Annotated in this window: 18 protein-coding genes and 1 pseudogene; 11 read left to right on the top strand and 8 right to left on the bottom strand. The window is 62.7% G+C overall.

The window, feature by feature from the left end; genetic code table 11:
* The coding region (locus AC3FLX_RS31895; RefSeq protein ID WP_488701319.1) for a hypothetical protein at positions 1-225 on the top strand (225 nt) is incomplete at its 5' end.
* Between the two features lie 344 nt (positions 226-569).
* On the opposite strand, the gene AC3FLX_RS31890 is transcribed toward AC3FLX_RS31895, so the two are convergent.
* Positions 570-1,166 (bottom strand): TMEM175 family protein, encoded by a 597-nt coding sequence (locus tag AC3FLX_RS31890; RefSeq protein WP_488701318.1) that lies wholly within the window; start codon positions 1,164-1,166, stop codon positions 570-572.
* Positions 1,163-1,876 (bottom strand): YoaK family protein, encoded by a 714-nt coding sequence (locus tag AC3FLX_RS31885; RefSeq protein ID WP_488701317.1) that lies wholly within the window; start codon positions 1,874-1,876, stop codon positions 1,163-1,165. Before AC3FLX_RS31885 ends, AC3FLX_RS31890 begins: the two co-directional genes overlap by 4 nt.
* A gap of 517 nt (positions 1,877-2,393) precedes the next feature.
* On the opposite strand from AC3FLX_RS31885, the gene AC3FLX_RS31880 reads away from it, so the two are divergent.
* Positions 2,394-3,347, top strand: a complete 954-nt coding sequence (locus AC3FLX_RS31880; protein WP_488701316.1) for a LysR family transcriptional regulator — start codon at positions 2,394-2,396, stop codon at positions 3,345-3,347.
* A gap of 29 nt (positions 3,348-3,376) precedes the next feature.
* Here AC3FLX_RS31880 and AC3FLX_RS31875 read toward each other — a convergent pair whose 3' ends face one another.
* The 3 genes from AC3FLX_RS31875 to AC3FLX_RS31865 form a co-directional block, all read right to left on the bottom strand.
* On the bottom strand, positions 3,377-3,841 hold the full coding sequence (locus AC3FLX_RS31875; protein ID WP_488701315.1) for a Rid family hydrolase: 465 nt from the start codon (positions 3,839-3,841) through the stop codon (positions 3,377-3,379).
* Positions 3,842-4,363: 522 nt separating this feature from the next.
* Positions 4,364-4,519, bottom strand: a complete 156-nt coding sequence (locus AC3FLX_RS31870; protein ID WP_488701314.1) for a DUF4148 domain-containing protein — start codon at positions 4,517-4,519, stop codon at positions 4,364-4,366.
* 339 nt (positions 4,520-4,858) lie between these two features.
* A complete protein-coding gene (locus AC3FLX_RS31865; protein ID WP_488701313.1) occupies positions 4,859-6,280 on the bottom strand; it encodes an aminotransferase-like domain-containing protein in 1,422 nt (473 codons plus the stop codon).
* A gap of 366 nt (positions 6,281-6,646) precedes the next feature.
* Here AC3FLX_RS31865 and AC3FLX_RS31860 point away from each other — a divergent pair, with 366 nt between their 5' ends.
* From AC3FLX_RS31860 to AC3FLX_RS31820, 9 genes and pseudogenes are all read left to right on the top strand, one after another.
* The gene (locus AC3FLX_RS31860; protein ID WP_488701322.1) at positions 6,647-8,011 is read left to right on the top strand and encodes an amino acid permease; all 1,365 of its coding nucleotides are present in this window, start codon (positions 6,647-6,649) and stop codon (positions 8,009-8,011) included.
* Positions 8,008-9,240 (top strand): NAD(P)/FAD-dependent oxidoreductase, encoded by a 1,233-nt coding sequence (locus AC3FLX_RS31855; RefSeq protein WP_488701312.1) that lies wholly within the window; start codon positions 8,008-8,010, stop codon positions 9,238-9,240. The genes AC3FLX_RS31860 and AC3FLX_RS31855 overlap by 4 nt, the downstream gene beginning before the upstream one ends.
* Before the next feature lie 90 nt (positions 9,241-9,330).
* Positions 9,331-10,482 carry a branched-chain amino acid ABC transporter substrate-binding protein gene (locus tag AC3FLX_RS31850; protein ID WP_488701321.1) on the top strand — a complete coding sequence of 384 codons (1,152 nt, stop codon included), beginning with the start codon at positions 9,331-9,333 and terminating at the stop codon, positions 10,480-10,482.
* A 1-nt stretch (position 10,483) separates the two neighbouring features.
* Positions 10,484-11,866, top strand: a complete 1,383-nt coding sequence (locus AC3FLX_RS31845) for an ethanolamine ammonia-lyase subunit EutB (protein WP_488701311.1) — start codon at positions 10,484-10,486, stop codon at positions 11,864-11,866.
* A gap of 15 nt (positions 11,867-11,881) precedes the next feature.
* Positions 11,882-12,652 (top strand): ethanolamine ammonia-lyase subunit EutC, encoded by a 771-nt coding sequence (gene eutC, locus AC3FLX_RS31840; protein WP_488701310.1) that lies wholly within the window; start codon positions 11,882-11,884, stop codon positions 12,650-12,652.
* A gap of 37 nt (positions 12,653-12,689) precedes the next feature.
* Positions 12,690-13,100, top strand: a pseudogene (locus tag AC3FLX_RS31835) (ATP-binding cassette domain-containing protein); the annotation flags it as partial.
* A gap of 98 nt (positions 13,101-13,198) precedes the next feature.
* Positions 13,199-13,465, top strand: a complete 267-nt coding sequence (locus AC3FLX_RS31830; RefSeq protein ID WP_488701309.1) for a hypothetical protein — start codon at positions 13,199-13,201, stop codon at positions 13,463-13,465.
* A gap of 151 nt (positions 13,466-13,616) precedes the next feature.
* Positions 13,617-14,606 carry a fatty acid desaturase gene (locus AC3FLX_RS31825; protein ID WP_488701308.1) on the top strand — a complete coding sequence of 330 codons (990 nt, stop codon included), beginning with the start codon at positions 13,617-13,619 and terminating at the stop codon, positions 14,604-14,606.
* Positions 14,593-15,420 carry a phosphate/phosphite/phosphonate ABC transporter substrate-binding protein gene (locus AC3FLX_RS31820; RefSeq protein WP_488701307.1) on the top strand — a complete coding sequence of 276 codons (828 nt, stop codon included), beginning with the start codon at positions 14,593-14,595 and terminating at the stop codon, positions 15,418-15,420. The genes AC3FLX_RS31825 and AC3FLX_RS31820 overlap by 14 nt, the downstream gene beginning before the upstream one ends.
* An 11-nt stretch (positions 15,421-15,431) precedes the next feature.
* Here the strand turns inward: AC3FLX_RS31820 and AC3FLX_RS31815 are convergent, their stop codons facing one another.
* The 3 genes from AC3FLX_RS31815 to AC3FLX_RS31805 all read right to left on the bottom strand — a co-directional run bounded on the left by AC3FLX_RS31815 (position 15,432) and on the right by AC3FLX_RS31805 (position 19,347).
* Positions 15,432-16,718, bottom strand: coding sequence for an LLM class flavin-dependent oxidoreductase (locus AC3FLX_RS31815; protein ID WP_488701306.1), 1,287 nt, complete (start codon positions 16,716-16,718; stop codon positions 15,432-15,434).
* 12 nt (positions 16,719-16,730) lie between these two features.
* Complete coding sequence (locus AC3FLX_RS31810) at positions 16,731-17,729, bottom strand: Bug family tripartite tricarboxylate transporter substrate binding protein (RefSeq protein WP_488701305.1); 999 nt, start codon at positions 17,727-17,729, stop codon at positions 16,731-16,733.
* A gap of 247 nt (positions 17,730-17,976) precedes the next feature.
* Entirely contained in the window at positions 17,977-19,347 is a 1,371-nt protein-coding gene (locus AC3FLX_RS31805; RefSeq protein ID WP_488701304.1) for an LLM class flavin-dependent oxidoreductase, read from the bottom strand.
* Positions 19,348-19,358: the final 11 nt, after the last annotated feature.

The following is a 19,358-nucleotide window of genomic DNA, read 5'->3' as shown; positions in this document are numbered from 1 at the left end:
GCCGTTGCGATGCGTGACGCCGTGCGATTCCGAAAAATGCTTGCGGCACCGAAAGGTGGATGGCAGCGCAAGAGGTTCACACTGTATGACCTTTGCTACTGCACAACCAGCATCCCGCCGCGCAATACAGCTTTCGACTTGGCGCAAAGAGGGACTGTGAAAGAACGCCGGTGTGACACTCGAATCGTTCCCGAAGCACTGCACACCGGCGAAGCAAACCTATGATGCAGCGGACAGGTTGCTTGAAGCTGTAGATGTCAGCAGATCTCGCATCAAGTATGCCTACGACGTGCGCGGCCGCATGACTGACGTCGATATTGATGGCATCCGTACCACATATGAGTATGACGCCGTCGGGCAACTTGTCGGCATCAGCGGCCCGTATAACCAAACACTGCTCTCAGATTCTAGGTGTTGCATCGACCGGTTGAATCCGCAGCCGGTCTCGGCCATCCGTACCAAGGACGGCGTGCGCCTGGGCGCCTGCGATATATCCACAGCAAAAGACATCGCGTTATCGAGTCGATCTGCATCGTCGCCGTGCGACGGCAATGACTTGCAGGGCTTAGTTAAAGTGATAGGAGATATTTTTCGATCCGCGAATCAGGGAAGAACCAGAATGCCGCCATTGCAGTTAGCATCAGCGTTGCGGCGGTAGTGCTGAAGAAACTCACGCCGACCGTCAACGCATACACGACCAGCGACAGCCTGCCCTTCAGATCCTTGCCGATGGTGCCTGCGAGCGAAGAATCCTTGCCCTCGGTGGCGATGATGACGCGCTCCAGAATCCAATAGGCGATCGCGCACATGAACAGAACGAAGGCGTAGAGTGCCGTCGGAATCGCCGAGAAATCCGATTTGCCCGTCCAGGTGGTGGTGATTGGGATCATCGTCAGCCAGAACAACAGATGCAGATTCGACCACATGACCTTGCCGTTGATGCCGCGCACCAACTGGAACAGGTGGTGATGGTTGTTCCAGTAAATGCCGACGTAAATGAAGCTCAGTACGTAGCCAAAGAAATGCGGGGCTTCTGAACGCAGGCCGTTCCAGTTGAATTCCCCTGGAAACTGGATCTGATAGAGCATCAGCGTAAGGCTCACGCCGATCACCCCATCGCTGAATGATTCGAGCCGGCTTTTGTTGATAGTCATGAACGCGCTCACACGAACTGATTGCGGAAGGACAGACTGGCCAAATACGCAATGATCACGATAAATGGCAGGACGCTCCAGAAGCCGATCTGCATATAGAGCACGGCACCGAGGAAAGCACCCAGCACGAAGCCGAGCACGATGCTGCCGCTTTTCAGGACACCCACCCGATGTTCGCGGGTCGGTGCGCGGAGGTAGCTCGACAGATCGATGCCGAATTGCGTAGTGTTGCCGGTCATCATTGTGCTGGGGCTGATGCTCTTGGTCAGCGTCTTGCTTGAGGTATTGCGGATCGCCAGCGCTATCAGGCCAAGACCACCAGCCAATGCGAGCTCGACGGCGTTCGGTTCGCTGAACGGATCGAAATACAGCCCCACGCCCATAAATCCCAGCAGAAATATCGCCTCGGCCACGAACAGCCAGCCCAGCGTCTTGTGCGTCTGGCTGCAGCGATCGATCCAGATCTTGGCAACCACCACGGTGGCGATAAACAGTGGAATTGCGCCGAGCTTGATCCACAGCCCCGCGCCGCCCTTCACGAAAGCCGCGCCGGCGAGCACCAGGTTGCCGGTGACGTGGGCGGTGAAGAAGCCGAGCAGCGCGATAAAACCAATGGTGTCGATGGCGCCGCCGACTATCGTCAATAGCACCGCGGTGCGACATTGCGCCCAGATGCTGGCGGCGGCAGTGTCGGGACGTTGGGAATCGCTGATGGCCGGCATGTTTTTTTTCTCCAAGAGGCGCCAAAACGTCCAGCGCAATGTAGTTCAGTTTGTCTGATGCTTCGCGCCGCTTTCACCCTTCGTACGTCGGCAGCGGGTGTACTGAACTATAGGCATTGTAGTGTGACAACGGCCACTCAAGTCCCGCACGTGATGTTCAATATTTTTCAACTATGGAGAGCGATGGCATGCAAGCTCCGCCCCAGGATAGAGGCTGAGCAGAACCGACCCGTCGGCCACCAAGCGCATACCCCTAGAACTGCGGAAATGTGGGGCGGAGGAGCCAAAGGCATCGTGCCCAGAATGAGAGTACGGTGCAGCGCCACTCCCGACAGTACCGCAAGTAAGGTAGTAAGACGGAACCGTTTGTTGAGGAAGATTGGAGTGGACTCTAGTGTGGCCGGCCGGCCCAAATCTTTGCAGTACCGGTCCTCTTCAAAATCGTGATCGTGGCTATGAGATGATGCGTGTTCTCTGGCGTAAGGCCTGAAACGTACAGTCGTCATTGTTAAGACACATGCCATCCTCAAAAGTGCTAGATCGCGAAGTAATAGCAATAGCGGATGCGACTCTCCGATTCTCTTGGGACGATCTCCGCATCATCAAAATGTTAAGCGAGTGCGGCAGTCGCGCGATTGCCGCCGAAAGATTGGGCATCAACGCGTCCACCGTTTCGCGCCGGGTGGCGCAGGCCGAGGCCGCATTGGGCGTTGCGTTGTTTGACCGGAGACGTGCTGGCTACAAGCTGACCCCCGAAGGGGTCGAGCTGCGGGCGCTGAGCGAGCGTGTCGAATTGGATGTCATCAGCGTAGCCCGACGGGTCGCAGGTGCAGTACATGGGCCATTGGGCGCCATTCGTATTACCACAAGCGATTCGCTGTTGCTGGATTTCCTGACGCCAATCCTCGCCGAATTCAGGACCCGCCACCCTTCCTTGTCAGTTGACGTTCTAGTCGGAAATGACACTCTTGATCTCGCCCGGGACGAGTCCGACATCGCGATAAGAGCAACACGGAGTCCCTCGGAGAATCTAGTGGGGCGAAAGCTCGCGAACATTGCATGGGCGCCATACGGAAGCGCCATACATTTTCGCCGGAAGCGACCATCATCGGACCGAATTTTCGATATGACGTGGGTCTCTTACACCGGGAAGCTGTCGGGGCTCAAGGCATCCCATTATCTGCAAAGCCGAGTTGCACCGAGCAGCGTTGCATACCGTTCCGACTCAGTTGCTGCAGTTAGTAAAGCGGTCGCTGCCGGGCTCGGTATAGGTTACCTTCCTTGCATGCTGGGCGATTTGATGACCGAATTGGTTCGCGTCGGTCCTGTGGTCCCCGACCTGGAGGATGAGCTTTGGCTGCTCACACATCCCGATATTCGGCGGACACGACGCGTCCAAACGTTTATGAGCTTTTGCGCTGCGGCGGTAGCAAAGCAGAAGGCGTTGATCGAAGGCCGCGAAGCGAATTAAATCGGAAAGCCCTGAAAAATCGGGTCGAGTTATGTGCCCGGTTTGCGCAAGACCGCCTTGCAGGAAATCTCAATCAATTGCGGTGGCATGGCCAAGCGCGAGACACCGATAAGGTTACTGGCGCATTGAGGGCGGTCAGTACCATACGCTGCTTTGCGTACTTTGCCGGCGGCTGCGAATGCTGCGTCGACGTCGAGAACGTACAGCGTTTCTTCTACAACATCGTCGAGCGTTGCACCAAATTTGCCGAGAAGGGTGGCGATGTTCTCGTACGTGGCACGCATTTGGGCTTCCATCATAGAAAAATCGCGAGGCTTTCCTTCTTCGTCAAGAGCGGCCGGGGCGACAAGTTGTCCGTTGCGATCATGGCTTAGCTGTCCGGACACATAGATTTCTTCACCTAATTGGACTGCCTGCGCATAGCCATATGCGTCCTCCCACGGAACACCCCAATAGGCAGCTTTCTTTTCGAGCGAGTTTTGATAAGTGGTCATGCTTAGCTCCTGGGGAAAAGGATAGATTTGAACCGACGGATGCGATGCGCCAAGGAAGGTTCAAGCCTATCATCAGGCGCGCGCTGCAAGAGCGCAAAGATGCACTTTTGACGTGCAAATTCGCGCCATGAGTGGCTGGCTTTGGCGGCTCAAAGGCCATTCATATCCACTAGCATCATTGACGAAAAATGGCCGGCCGCTGCCTTCGACCTATCAACGGCGAGGACTTCCGCCGCGGGAGGCGGCACCCGACCCTCAGTCGCCGTTGGAGTCGGCCCGCGTAAATGGCGGTTTTCGAGTGTCTGCGAGGGCGGAAAAGTCTGACGATTGGAAGACAGCCTCCTTTCCCTACCACCCCTTCTCATCGCCGGGCATCGCTACGCGATCGACTTCTCATTGCCACGTTCCGGCAGCGCCGATGGATTGTCTCGATCTCAGCCGGAACGAGTACGGACTGGTTCTGAAGAAGAGCCAGCCTGCTTGCGAGCCGCGCGCACGTGCGGCTCATATCGAGCCCCCGGTTCAGTCTCCGCCATATAGCGCGTTCAAGCGCTCCATCGTGCCATCCTTCTGTGCTTGGATGAGTTCTTGACGAACCTCTTCGCGGGTCTTGCTCATCGGAGCCGAGCGGATCGTCGGCGGCATCGCGGCCTGCGCTGCGGCTGGCGCCGCCTGCAAGCATCGTCCTGCAAAGGCTTAGGCTGAATCCACCGCCTTGCCGCCGATCCTATCCTTGGGCGTTTCGTCGTGAAACGAAACGCCCGCAATGGCGCGCGTCAGGTCCAAGTGCATTGATCACCCGACGGCGCTGCCGTTGAGTGTCACTTTCGCGAACGGCACGCGAGATGAAGACCGCAGATCGAATCGACGTCAGTTCATGACTGCATAGCAGCCGCTCACCGACCGAAGGGCAATGACTGCGGCTGGCCGGAGACAGCCGTAGCCGCGGGCGGATGTGGCTCGGTGCATTGGCGAGACGCATGCCTGATGACTCGCTCTGCTTGCAGCGAGATTACGTCAAATCGTTCCAAACAGCGCCCGAGGCCTGTCCCGCAGCGTCTGGGCCAGGAGTTTCAGCGCCCTGACCAGTTGCTCCCGTGAAGCCGCACATGCCAGGTTGATGCGCACGCCATGCTCCGTGGCGGCACGGTCTACGGCAAATGCCGATGCGGGCATGGTGCTGACGCCCCGCGCCTGCGCATTGGCGGCGAAGTCGTCGGAGCGCCAGGGCTCGGGCACGCGCAGCCAGACGAACATACATGCCGGATCGCCCTTGAGCAGATCCTTTGGCAGCAACTCCTGCGCCAGTTGCTGGCGCACGGCCAACTCGGCACGCTGGGCTTCCAGGATTGCCTGCGCAGTGCCGTCCTCGATCCAGCGGGTGGCGATCAGTGTGGAAAGCGGTGCTGGCATCCAGGCCGTGGTGCGGACGGCCTCGGCCGCCAGTGCAGCGCCATTCGGCGGTGTGAGCAGGTAACCCACGCGCAGACCAGGCGCCAGAACCTTCGATGTAGAGCTGACGTGATAGGTCAGTTCCGGGCAGAGGCTCGCGATGGTCGGCAGACGAGAGCGCAGCAGCGGGCCATAGACATCGTCCTCGATGATGGGCACGTGATGGCGGCGCGCAATCTCCACCAATGCCAGCCGCCGGGTCAGACTCATGGTGACCACTGTCGGGTTCTGCAGATTCGGTACCGTGAAGATCGCCTTGACCCGCGAGCGTTGGCAGGCCTCTTCCAGCGGCCCGGGCAGGAGTCCCTCGTCATCGCTGGGAATGCCGACGATCTCGAACTGGAACACTGGCGCGAGCGCTTTCAGGCCGTAGTAGGTGAGTTGGTCGGACAAGATGACGCCATCCTGGCCGATCAGGCTGCTCAGTACGGCGTACAGGCCATGCTGCGCGCCGCTCGTGACGACGATATTGTCAGGCGAGGGCGAAAAGCCGGACGTGGCCATCCACTGCGCGCCGGCGGCACGTGCCCAGTCGGCGCCCTGCGGTGGCTGATATTCCTGTGTCTGTGCGAAACGCGGATCGCGCGCGATGGTGCCCATAGTCTGCGCAAGCTGGGCGACAAACTCGCCAGTGGCGGGGCGATTGACAGTCAGGTCGACCGGGCCGACCGACGTATTGCCGCCGGTGCTGGCCGCCTGCCCCGATGCCACCTTCGGCATGGCGCCGCCGGTCACGATCGAGCCGCGGCGCTTGCTTGCCACGATCAGGCCGCGTGCCTGCAGCTCCTTGTAGGCACGTGACACTGTCGACACATTGATGCCGAGTTCGTCGGCCAGATCCCGCTGCGGCGGCAGGCGGCTGCCCGTGGGGTAGAAGCCGTTGCGAATCTTCTCCTCCAGCCCCCGGGACACTTCGAGATAGGGCGCATAACGTCCTTTTGTAGGGATGTCTTGCTGCTCATTTGTGTGACCAATCTCGGTTTCCATTCGCTTCCGTCTCCATACAAACCTGCAGTAACGACGCTTGACGAGCATCCGGTCGCAGGTGCGGGAGTCATGATAAGCCATCTCGCCGTGCCGAGCCAGAAAACGTCGCCTCAAAGTAGTGCGCGCCCTGTTGCTTCGGTGTAAACCACTACATCCACACAAACACAAATACGTTGCGTACAAAAAATATTTGTATGAATATAAATCGCACGTCGGACGAAGAACGGCGATTGCCGGATGGCTGGCAAGTCGATCAGAAAGGAGACAGTTGTGCAGAGAGCGCCCCATGTTTTGCCCCCATCACACGGCAATGCCCCGCCGGGACACCAGGACCTCGGCAAGGCGCTGCGCCAGCGGCACGTGACCATGATTTCGCTGGGCGGCATCATCGGCGCCGGCCTGTTCGTCGGCAGCAGCGCCACCATCAGCACGATGGGACCGGCGGCCTGCCTCAGCTACCTGCTGGCCGGCATCGTGGTGCTGTTCGTGATGCGGATGCTCGGCGAGATGGCGCTGGCCCATCCGGGCATCGGCTCGTTCACCGAGTACACGCGGCTTGGCCTTGGCAACTGGGCCGGCTTTACCAACGGGTGGCTCTACTGGTATTTCTGGGTCATCGTGGTGGCCGTGGAAGCCGTGGCAGGCGCCGCCATCCTGCAGCGGTGGATCCCGCTGCCAGTCTGGGTGATCGGCCTGGTGCTCCTGTCGGTGCTGACGGTGGTGAACCTGATGTCCGTGAAATCGTATGGCGAGTTCGAGTACTGGTTCGCCTCGATCAAGGTGGCGGCCATCATCGTTTTCATCACCATCGGCGTGGGATACCTGCTCGGCTATTCGTCGTGGCACGAGACCGCCACGCACCTGACCGGCGATCGTGGCTTCCTGCCGTTTGGCGCGATGTCGATCATCGCCGGCGTGCCGACCGTGATCTTCGCCGTGGGCGGGGCGGAAATCGCAACCATCGCCGCCGCCGAATCGGATGATCCGGGCAAGAGCGTGGCGGCAATGACGCGCTCGGTGATCCTGCGCGTCATCACGTTCTACGTCGGCTCGCTGTTCGTCATTGCCTGCGTGGTGCCGTGGGCCAGCATCAAGGTGGGCGACTCACCGTTCGTGGTGGCGCTCGGAATCATGCACGTACCGGGCGCGGCGGACATCATGAATGCCATCGTACTGGTGGCGGTGCTGTCGGCGCTGAACTCGGGGCTCTATGTCTCGTCGCGCATCCTGTTCCGGCTGGCCGAGCGTGGCGATGCACCGAGTGCGCTGCTGAAGTTGTCGCCCCACAAGGTGCCACGGCTGGGCGTGCTGCTGAGCAGCGTCGTGGGATACGTCGCCATCGTCGCGGCCATCGTGTCGCCGCAGGGCGTATTCCTGTATCTCGTCAATGCGTCCGGTGCCATCATGCTGTTCGTGTACCTGGCCGTCGCCGTGTCGCAGATCGTGCTGCGTCGTCGCGTGGAAGCGAGCGACCCCGCCCGACTGACGCTGCGCATGTGGCTGTTCCCATGGCTCTCATATGCGGTAGTGGCTGCCATCGTGGGCGTGCTGGTGGCGATGGGCGCCGATGCCGGACTGCGCCCGCAGTTGATGGCGAGTCTCGCCAGCCTGGCCATCGCGCTGGTGGCATATGCAGCGCTGGCAAGGCGGCGCGCGTCTGCGAGGCACGACACCGCGACCGGCTACGGCATGTCATCCGGCCAGACCGCATTCGGAGGCGCAGAGCAATGAAGCGTGTGGCAGTGATCGGCGCCGGATTTATCGGCATGGCAAGTGCGGCGTGGCTGATGCGCGAAGGCCATCGCGTCACGCTGTTCGACCCGGCCGGCGTGGCGCAGGGCGCCTCATATGGAAACGCGGGCACGTTCGCCCCGTATGCGTGCATCCCGGTCAACAACCCGTCAATGTTCCGCGCGCTGCCGCGCTACCTGCTGTCAGCCGACAGCCCGTTGCGGATGCGCTGGGGCTACCTGCCGATGCTCGCACCGTGGCTGGTGCGCTTCCTGCACAGTTCGCTGCCGCAGCAGTACGAGAACAGCGCCCGCGCCCTGGCCAGCCTGCTTGCACTGGCGCAAGCCGGCTATGCGCCGCTGCTGGGCGAGCCGGGTCTGGCGAAGTTCGTGCGCCAGCGCGAGTGTCTGTATCTGTACTCGAACGGCGCATCGTTTCATGCCGCGGAGCCGTCACTGCAACTCCGGCGCGAGCTTGGCGTTCCGTTCGATGTGCTCGATGCGGACGCCATTCGCGATCTGGAACCAAACCTCGCGCCGATCTTCGAGCGCGGCGTGCTGTTCACGGGAAGCTGGCATTTCTCCAACCCAAGCGGTTTCCTGGAAGCACTGTTCGACCATCTTGCGCCGCGGGGGCTGACGCTGGAGCGCAAAGCCATCGTGGCCATCACTCCCGACGCCAACGGCATCACGCTGCAGGTGGAAGGAGAGGGCGCGCGCGCATTCGATCATGTTGTGGTGGCTGCCGGCGCGCGCTCCGCGGCGTTCGCGAAGCAGTGCGGCGACGCGGTGCCGCTCGACACCGAGCGCGGCTATCACATTCACTATCCCGGCGTCGCCAACCTGATCTCGCGGCCGGTCGGCTGGGCCGAGCGCGGCTTCTACATGACGCCAATGCAGGATGGCATCCGCGTGGCCGGGACCGTGGAGCTGGGCGGCTTCAGCCCGCAGCGCAACCGGTCGTTGCTGAAGCTGCTGACGACGTCGTCTAGGCGCGCACTACCGGGGCTCGATGTGCCGGACAGCGACTGGCTGGGTTTTCGGCCGACGCTGCCGGACGGGGTGCCCGTACTTGCGCGCGCCAGTGCCAGCAAGCGGGTGGTCTACGCATTCGGGCACCAGCATCTCGGCCTGACGTTGGCTGGCATCAGCGGGCGTATCGTCGCCGACCTGGTTGCCGACCGGCCTTCACCGCTGGAATTGGCACCCTATCGCGCGACGCGCTTTTGACGTCGAACCGGAGCGACCCCGATCCGCCGCGCATTGGGGCCGGTCCTCCAGAAAGAGCGCGACACAAGCAATCACAATGAGGTGTCTACCATGAATCGCCGCCGCATGATGCTGGCCATGACGACATGTGCCCTGGCTGCCCAACTGCCCCTTGCCCGGGCAACCGATCCCGAAGTGGTCAAGATTGGTTTTGCCGGTCCGCTTACCGGGCCTGCCTCGCGCGTCGGCAAGGACCTGCAGTACGGTGCCCAGCTTGCGCTGGACGAGGAAAACGCGAAGAAGCCGACGATCGGCGGCAAGCCGGTGAAATTCGTGCTCGTGGTACAGGATGATCAGGCCGATCCACGCACCGCCATCCAGGCGGCGCAGAAGCTCGATGACGATGGCGTGGTGGGCGTGATCGGACACTACAATTCCGGTTGCAGCATTCCCGCCTCGGGCGTTTATCAGAAAGCGCACCTTGCGATGATTACGCCGGGTTCCACCAATCCGGACCTGACCAACCAGGGGTTCCGGAACGTGTTCCGCACCATGGGGCACGACGGGGTGGGCGGCGTGGTCGGCGGGCGCTTTGTGGTGGAGCAGATCAAGGCGCAGCGGATCGGCATCATCGACGACCGCACCGCCTTCGGCCAGGGGCTGTCCGATGCCTTCGAGAAAGGTGTCAAACAAGCAAAAGGCAATATCGTCGGGCGCGAGTTCACCAACGACAAGGCGGTGGACTTCCTCGCCATCCTGACCCGCCTGAAGAGCAAGAATCCCGACGTGATCTTCTTTGGTGGGCTCGATGCGCAGGGGGCATTGCTGGTCAAGCAGATGCGCTCGCTGGGCATGAAGTCGATGTTGTTCGGCGCGGGCGCACTCAAGAGCAACACGTTCCTCAGCATTGCGGGTGCTGCCGGTGAAGGTACGCAAGACCTGGAGCCCGGTCCGGCCCTCGACAAGCTGCCTGCGGCAAAGGAATTCGCACAGCGCTACAAGGCACGCTTCAATCAGGATGTCGAACTTTACGCACCCTTCGCATACGATGCCGCACTGGCCATGGTCAAGGCGATCCGGGATGCGAACTCGACGGATCGCCAGAGGATCATCGACAGCCTGGCAAAAGTGGACATCAATGGCGTAACGGGCCGGATCGCCTTCGATCCCCGCGGAGACCTGATCAAGCCGCCCTACACACTGTTCGAGGTCAAGCAGGGCCAGTGGCAAAGCGTGAAGACAATCGCGGCCATGGGTAACTAGCATGGCGTTCTCGCATACCGTTGGCGTGCGACGCCACGTCTTCCAGGACCTCAGGTCCCTGCTCGCCAAGGCCAGTCCCGCGCGTTCGGGCGATAGCCTGGCCGGGATTGCCGCAGCCAGCGAGGAAGAGCGCATGGCGGCGCGCATGGCGTTGGCTGACATCCCGTTGACGCGGTTCCTGAACGACGCGTTGGTGCCGTATGAATCCGATGAAGTGACCCGGCTGATCGTGGACCGACACGATCCGCAGGCCTTTGCGGAAATCGCGTCATTGACCGTTGGCGATTTCCGAAACTGGCTGCTGCTGCGCGAGACTGATTCGGCCACGTTGGCGCGCGTCGCATCCGGTATCACGCCCGAGATGGCGGCTGCCGTGAGCAAGCTGATGCGCAATCAGGATCTGGTGGCCGTGGCGCGCAAGTGCCACGTGGTCACGCGGTTCCGCAATACCCTTGGGCTTCCCGGCCGCCTGGCGGTGCGGCTCCAGCCCAATCATCCGACGGATGACCCCAAAGGGATCGCCGCCTCGATGCTCGATGGCCTGCTCTATGGTTGCGGCGATGCCACCATTGGCATCAACCCCGCTTCTGACAACCTCGGGGCCATCGTATCGCTACTTCAGTTGATGGACGAACTGTGCGAACGCTACGCAATCCCGACCCAGTCCTGCGTGCTGACACACGTCACGAATACGGTACGCGCCATTGAACTGGGCGCGCCGGTCGACCTGGTGTTTCAGTCGATCGCGGGCAGCGAGCGCGCCAATGCCTCATTTGGCATCAGCCTGGCACTGCTGGCCGAAGCCCACGACGCCGCGCAAGGACTGGCGCGCGGCACCGTCGGCCGGAACGTGATGTACTTTGAGACGGGGCAGGGCAGTGCGCTGTCGGCCAACGCCCATCACGGCGTGGACCAGCAAACCATGGAGGCGCGTGCCTATGCCGTGGGCAGGGAATTCGCGCCGCTGCTCGTCAACACAGTGGTGGGGTTTATCGGGCCGGAGTACCTGTACGACGGCAAGCAGATCATCCGCGCCGGCCTGGAGGATCATTTTTGCGGCAAGCTGCTCGGCCTGCCAATGGGCTGCGACGTCTGCTACACGAACCACGCCGAGGCCGACCAGGACGACATGGACAACCTCCTGACGTTGTTCGGCGTGGCCGGCATCAATTTCATCATCGGCGTGCCAGGTGCGGACGACATCATGCTGAACTACCAGAGCACGTCATTTCATGACGCGCTATACCTGCGTGGCTCGCTGGGCCTGCGCCCGGCGCCGGAGTTCGAGGCATGGTTGCGCGACATGGGAATCTTTGACGCGGACGGTGGCTTGCTTGAGCCCGCACCAAGAACGCCGCTGCTGCAACATGCCCAGTCGCTCTGACACAGGACGCCCGCCATGCCCGACCATCAACTGACTCGCCCCGACCCATGGCAGCGCCTGCGTGCGTTGACCGATGCCCGCATCGCCCTGGGGCGGGCTGGCAACAGCCAGACCACCGATGCCATCCTCGCCTTCGGGCTCGCCCATGCCCAGGCGCGCGACGCGGTGCACCTGCCGCTGGAACCCGCCGCGATGGAAGCGGCCCTTGGGCTGGCCGGCTTTGCGAGTTTGCGGGTACAGAGCGCCGCGCCGGACCGTGCCCATTTCCTGCGCCGGCCCGACCTGGGTCGGCGCCTCGACGATGATGGCCGTGCGACGCTCGCGGCAGCGCGGCAGGAAACCGCGCCCGATGTGGTGTTCGTGATCGCGGACGGGTTGTCCGCCCTGGCAGCGCAGACCCACGCCGTACCTTTGCTGCGCTGCGCCTGCGGGCGCCTGCCGGGGGAATGGACGGTGGGCCCGGTCGTCATCGCGCGCCAGGCGCGGGTGGCGCTGGGCGACGAGATTGGGGAACGGCTGGGGGCCCGCCAGATCGTCATGCTGATCGGCGAGCGGCCGGGGCTGAGTGCGCCTGATAGCCTGGGGATCTACCTGACCTTTGCGCCACGAGTGGGGCGCACTGACGCGGAGCGAAACTGTATTTCAAACGTGCGTCCTGCTGGCCTCTCCTACGCAGGGGCCGCTGACAAGCTTGCTTTCCTGCTGCGCGGCGCGATGACGCTTGGAAGTAGTGGCGTGCATCTCAAGGACGACACCGAGTTGCCTAGCATGCTTGCCAGTACTTGATTCTCGGAGAGAGGCACTGTTTGGCTAGTGGAAAGCTATTGAAGTCTTATTACTGTCGATAGGACTCGCCAACCGTCGCGTCAAGCCATTCATCACGTCCCAAACCGGCCTTTCAGTCACCTCGCACTCATCTTGCATTTGTCCATCGGGATGCGGAAAATCGACGATCCTGAACCTGATTGCCGGCTTCGAGACGCCCCGGCATGGGCGCATCCTGAGCCAGGGACATCTGGTGGCCGGACCCTCGCCCTCGCGCGGCATGGTCTTCCAGCAGCCGTTGCTGTACCCGTGGCTGTCTGTCTTCGACAACGTGACATTTGGTCCGCGCATGCTGGGCATGCCGGAGTCGGAGTGGCGCCCGCGCGCGACGGAACTGCTGCTGCAGATGGGGCTGCAACGCCATCACGACGCCAGCCCTTGGGAACTGTCCGGCGGCATGAAGCAGCGCGTGGCGCTGGCCCGTGCATGGATCATGCGTCCGGAAGTCTTGTTGATGGACGAGCCATTCGGCGCACTGGACGCGCAGACACGGTCGCTGATGCAGGATTGCTGCTGGAAGCCTGGCAGCGCCTGCGCACGACCGTGGTCTTCGTCACGCACGATGTGGACGAGGCCATCCTGCTTGGCACCCGCATCCTGGTCATGTCGGCACGGCCGGGACGTATCCGGGAGCACATCCACGTTCCTGTCGCGGGAGAGCCCCGGGACGCGGAGGTGGTGGCTGCCGATCCGGTGTACCGGGGCATCAAGGCGCACGCGCTCCACCTCGTGCGGGACGAAGCGCGCCGTCATCTGGCGCTGCAGTTCGACTAAGCAAAGCCGATCGATATCGCCGCGCGCGCATGTGACGCCGAGCGGGCGGGCGGCATATCGATATCGGCAATCGTTCGTTCCTGAGCGTGTACTGCCGCCCGTATCCTGCGGCTTGGTTTCCTGTGTCCACGATTCAAGAACGCGCCGAACGATGACTCACTACCTCGACGATCAGCAGCGGAACGAGATTGCGCGAGCCGCGCGTCATTGGCTGTGGCGGACCGAGCTGCCTACCTGGGCACTGGTCATTGCCGTGTATGCGTCCTGGTTCAGCGTGGCGATCCACACACGGCAGCTCGGCCTGCCGCTGGCGTGCCTGCTGCTGACGCTATGCACCACGTGGTACCTGTCGCTGCAGCATGAATTGCTGCACGGGCACCCCTCCCGTCTGCCGTGGCTGAACGGGCTGCTCGGCGCGGCACCGCTCGGCGTATGGCTGCCTTATGCGCTGTACCGCCGGGCACATCTGCAGCACCATGACGCCGACCTGACGCACCCTGTTGCCGATCCCGAAAGCTATTTCCTCGATGCGGACGCCTGGCGGGTCATGCCTCCGGCATGGCGTCGTATCTATGCGGCACGCAACACGATGGCTGGCCGCATCCTGCTGCAACCGGCGTTTTCCATTGCATCGATTGCGATCGATGCGGGGCGCCGTGTCCGGGCCGGGGACTGGCGCGACCTGCCTGTGTGGACGGCTCATCTTGCAGCGCTGGTAATGCTGCTTGCGTGGCTGCAAGTCCATTGCGGCATGCCTGCCCGGCTGATGCTCGCGGGCGTTGCATATCCCGCGCTATCGCTGGCGGCGATCCGCTCGTTCCAGGAACATCGCGCCACTGACTCGGACGAGACGCGCAGCGTGATCAACGATGCCGGCATCGGTTGGCGTCTGCTGTTCCTGAACAACAACTACCACCTCGTGCATCACGATCTGCCGGCGGTACCCTGGTTTGCACTGGGGTGGGTCTATCGCCGCCGCGCGCACGACTACCTGACCCGCAATGACGGTTTCTTCGTCCAGGGCTATCGCGAGTGGCTGGTGCGCTATGCATGGCGCGCGGTGGCGCCAGTGGTGCATCCGCGGGTCGACGGGATGCTGAACTTTCGTATTGAGGCATCAAGGGATCATGGCAAAGCCTGAACGCTGGGTGGCCGCGCTGCCGATGTACAACGTGTCGACGTCCTTGCGCGACGACTGGCTGTTGCTTATCGACCGGGTCGGCCATCTGTTGTCGCGAGCGCGGTCATCGGTCAGGCTGGCCGCCATCGACCCTGGCGAAGGCCCCGACGCGCTTCACGCCTTCTGGCGCCGCGACGACCTGCTGCTGTCACAGACCTGCGGCTACCCGCTGGTTCATGGGCTGGCGCCATATGTCCGGCTGATCGGTACGCCGCGCTTCTCGGTATCTGGCTGCCATCGGCAGACCTATCGCAGTGCCATCGTCGTGCGCGCGGCGGACGGACCGACGACGATCGAGGCATGCCGTGGCGCACGGGCCGCCTGCAACGGACCAGATTCGCACAGCGGCATGAACGCGCTGCGGCACGTCGTTGCGCCGCTGGCCAGGCACGGACATTTCTTCGGCGACGTGCTGCATACCGGCTCGCATCTCGCGTCGTTGGCAGCGGTCGGCGATGGCCGCGCCGACGTGGCCGCCATCGATTGTGTGACCCTCGCGTTGGCGGCAGAACATCATCCAGCACTGGTCGACGGTATCCGTCAGATCGGGGTGACCCGGGCTGTCCCGGGGCTGCCATTCATTGCGTCGCGACGCGCCCGCACCCCCTTGGTCCGGCAGGTTCGCGTGGCGTTACGAGAGGCACTGCGCGCTGACGCCGAGCTGCGAGCGCGGCTTCACATGGACGATGTGGTGCGGACTACGGCAGCGGCGTATCTGCCGATTGCGGCAATGGCGCGCGACGCGCATCGGCTGGGCTATGGCAAGCTGGGTTGACGCTATTCGTCCTACGAAAATCGTCCAGACGGCAATGGCAGCCCTAGGTGATCGCGCAAGGTGCGGCCCGCATAGTCGCGCCGGTAGACGCCGCGATCCTGCAGGATGGGCACGACCCCGCGCGTGAAATCTTCGAAGCCGCCAGGAAAGTACGCGGGCATGATGTTGAATCCATCGGCGGCGCCAGCCTTTTCCCAGTCGATCATGTGGTCCGCCACCTGCTCGGCAGTGCCGACGAAAATCTGGTGGCCGCGCGCGCTGGCGACCAGATGATAGAGCTGGCGAAGCGTCAACCCACGCTCGCGCGCCAGACGGATCAACAGCGCACTGCGACTATGCACGACAACGTCGGTGGGCAAGGGCGGTAGGGGTGCGTCGAGTGCGAAGCCGGAAACATCGACGGCGAGTTGCTCGGCCAGGATCGCCAGCGCATTCGATTGGTCGGTAAAGGACTGCAGCAGCGCAAGCTTGTCATGGGCCTCGGCCTCGGTCGCGCCGATGATTGGCATCAGGCCCGGCATGATCAGACAGTGACGCGGATCGCGTCCCGCTTCGGCCACCTGCCTGCGCAAACCGTTGGCAAATTCGATGGCGGCGCGGAGATCCTGTTGGGCGGTGAAGACGACCTCGGCATGGCGTGCGGCCAATGCCTGTCCCGGCCCCGACGAACCCGCCTGAATCAGCACGGGCTGGCCCTGTTCGCTGTTGGTGACGTTGAGCGGGCCCGCCACCGAGAAATGCCGACCCTCGTGATTCAGCGCATGCATCTTCCGCACATCGATATAAATGCCGCGCTTCTTGTCCTGCACGTAAGGGTCCGGGTCCCAGGACTGCCAGAGTCCCCTTACCACTGAGACGTACTCTTCGGCAATGGCATAGCGCTCTGCGTGGTCAGGGTGACGGCTGCGGCTGAAATTGACCGAGCCGTCCGCAAACGTGGTCACGATGTTCCATGCGGCGCGGCCGTGCGACAGCTTGTCGATCGTGGCCAGTGCCCGCGCCAGGTTGAACGGCTCGCTATACGTGGTCGAGGCGGTGGCAGCCAGCCCGACATGGGTGGTCACCATAGACAGCGCGGCGAGCATGGCCAGAGGGTCGGGGCGCGTGATCATCGACGGGTGGGCGTCGGAGGAAGTCAGCAGTCGGTCTCCGAAGAACACCATGTCGAATTTTGCGCGTTCGGCTGTCTGTGTCATGCGCACGATCAGGTCGACGTTTTCGGTGCCAGATTCGGCGTCCGGATATCGCCAGCCGGCCGCGTGATGCCCGGCCGCGAGCAGGAACAATCCAAGTTTCATGATGGCGTCTGCTCAGTTGCTTTGCGCGGTGCCGTCCTTGACCACGCGCGCGGCAAGCTCGTGCACCTGGCGGATGCGCTGCGTGGTCTGCTCGGGTGTCAGCGTCTGCACGTTTACCTGCACGCGACTCAGGGCTGCCACGGTGTCGGGCTCTGCCAGGATTTCGCTAATCCACTGGCGCAGTTTCGCCAGCACATCTGGCGGCACATTGCGCGGTGCTGTGATGAAGAACGCGCCGGCCAGTGAATCCTCCCAGCCCTTGACTCCCGCATCACGCACGCTCGGCACGTTGGGCAGGTCCGGCGATCGTGCGCCGCCGAAGTAGGCAAGCGCCCGCAGCTTGCCCTGCTTGATGAACTGCGTACTGAGCGGATCGAAAACCACATCCACGTGACCAGCTACCACGTCGGCTACGGCCTGTGCGCTGCCTTTGTAGGGCACGTGACGGATGTCGATGCTGGCCTGTCGCTTGAGCAGTTCGCCGGCCAGATGCCCCGGCGTGCCGTTGCCGGAACTGGCGAACGTGAGCTTGCCAGGGTTGGCCCGCGCGAAGGCAATCAGTTCGGGAAGCGTCCGGATTGGCAGAGACGGGTTGATCGCGACCGTTGCCAGCGAATTCCCGATATAGGCGACTGGCACGAGGTCGTGGAACGGATCGAACTTCACGGTTACCAACTGCGGGGCAATGGCCACGTTGCCGATCGATGTGTTGAGCAGGGTGTACCCATCGGCCAGCGACGTCGCCACGAAACCGGCGCCGAGCGTGCCGCCGGCGCCAGGCTTGTATTCGATCACCACCGGCTGTTCGGCCTTCTCGGCCAGCCGCTTGGTAATGATGCGCGCGACGTTGTCATTGGTGCCGCCGGGCGTATAGGGCACCACGTAGGTGATCGGCTTGGACGGAAACGGTTGCTGCGCCAATGCGTCCATCGTAGTGGCGTGGAGAGTGGCGATCGCGGCAAACGCGGCAATCGCGGCGCGCACAGGCGCGGGGAAGACAGGGAAACGCATGACGATCGGCAAGGGATACAGGACGAGTGGATGTATGACGCAGACCGGTCATCGTAGGTCGATACCCGTGCTGCCGGAACTGCCGATTCGTCATGTCGTTAGCCGATCCGGTGATAAGCGGCTGGCGCCCGGAAGTGCGTGGTGTCGAAAGGCGGGCCCCTCCACCGCAATGACTTCCGAGAACAGGCGTGTGTAAAGCGCGCCATGCAGGTCGACAGGCACGCTTGGTTTGCGGAGTCGCTGGATGTTAGGCGACAGCACGCTCGGTTGCCTGCCGGGCAACGGTGGCAGGATGTGGGGGCCGCTTAAGGGACAGGTGGTCGCGTAGCGTCTTGCCGGTGTATTCGGTGCGGAACAGGCCGCGACGGCGCAGTTCCGGCAACACAAGGCGGATGAAGTCGTGCAGTCCGCCGGGCAGGTACGGCGCCATGATGTTGTAGCCATCGGCACCGTAGTGGCGGAATCGTTCTTCGAGCGCGTCGGCAATCTGTGTGGCGGTTCCCACCAGTTGCCAGTGGCCGCGCGCGCCGGCCACGCGCTGGTAGAGCTGGCGGATGGTCAGGTTTTCGCGGCGCGCCAGATCTATCACCAGCTGTTGGCGGCTCTTGGTGCCGTTGGTTTCGGGCAGATCCGGAATCGGACCATCGAGCGGATAGGCGGACAGATCGAATCCGCCGGTCAGGTTGGATACCAGCGTCAGGCCCACCACGGGGTCGATCAGCGCCTGCAACTGCTCGAATTTCTCCTGTGCCTCGGCCAGGGACGCGCCCACGACCGGGAATACGCCCGGCATGATCTTGAGGTCGTCGGCTGTCCGGCCATAACACGGCAGGCGCGACTTGAGGTCGGCATAGAAGGCGACCGCTTCGTCCAGCGTTTGCTGGGCCGTGAATACCACTTCGCCGCTACGCGCGGCCAGTTCCTTGCCCGCTTCGGAAGACCCGGCCTGCACCACTACCGGGTGGCCCTGCGGTGGCCGTGAGACATTGAGCGGCCCCTGCACCTGGAAGTGTTCCCCCTTGTGATGCAGGACATGGCGCTTGTCGCGCTCGAAGTAGACGCCGGCGGCCTTGTCGCGCACAAAGGCATCATCTTCCCAGCTATCCCAGAGGCCGGCCACGACATCCACGAACTCGGTGGCGCGCGCGTAGCGATCGGCGTGCAGAAAGTTGTTGTCGCGGTTGAAATTGCGGGCCTCGTGGTCGTTGCCCGTCGTCACCACGTTCCAGCCGGCGCGGCCACCGGACAAGTGGTCGAGCGAGGCGAACTTGCGCGCGATATGGTACGGCTCATTGAAGGAAGTTGACGCGGTTGCCACCAGCCCGATTCGCTCCGTGATGGCCGACAGCGCCGACAGCAGCGTAATCGGCTCGAACTGCGCCTGGTAGTTGTGTGCTACCCGGCTGAGGAAGTCAACGTTGTCCCCCCGAGTGCCAACGCCATCGGCCAGGAAGATCAGGTCGAACTTGGCGGCTTCCGCCGCGCGGGCCAGATCGGTATAGAAGCGCAGGTCCGTTCCGCCGTCGGCCTGCGCCTGGGGATGCCGCCATGCGGCGATGTGATGGCCAGATGGGTAGAGGAAGGCTCCGAGGCTCAATTGACCGTTGCGTTGGGACATGGCTGTCGTCG

The sequence above is a fragment of the Cupriavidus sp. 291-E7 genome, assembly GCF_057798835.1.
The sequence above is the reverse complement of the archived record's forward strand: the minus strand, read 5'-3'. Positions and strand labels throughout refer to the sequence as shown.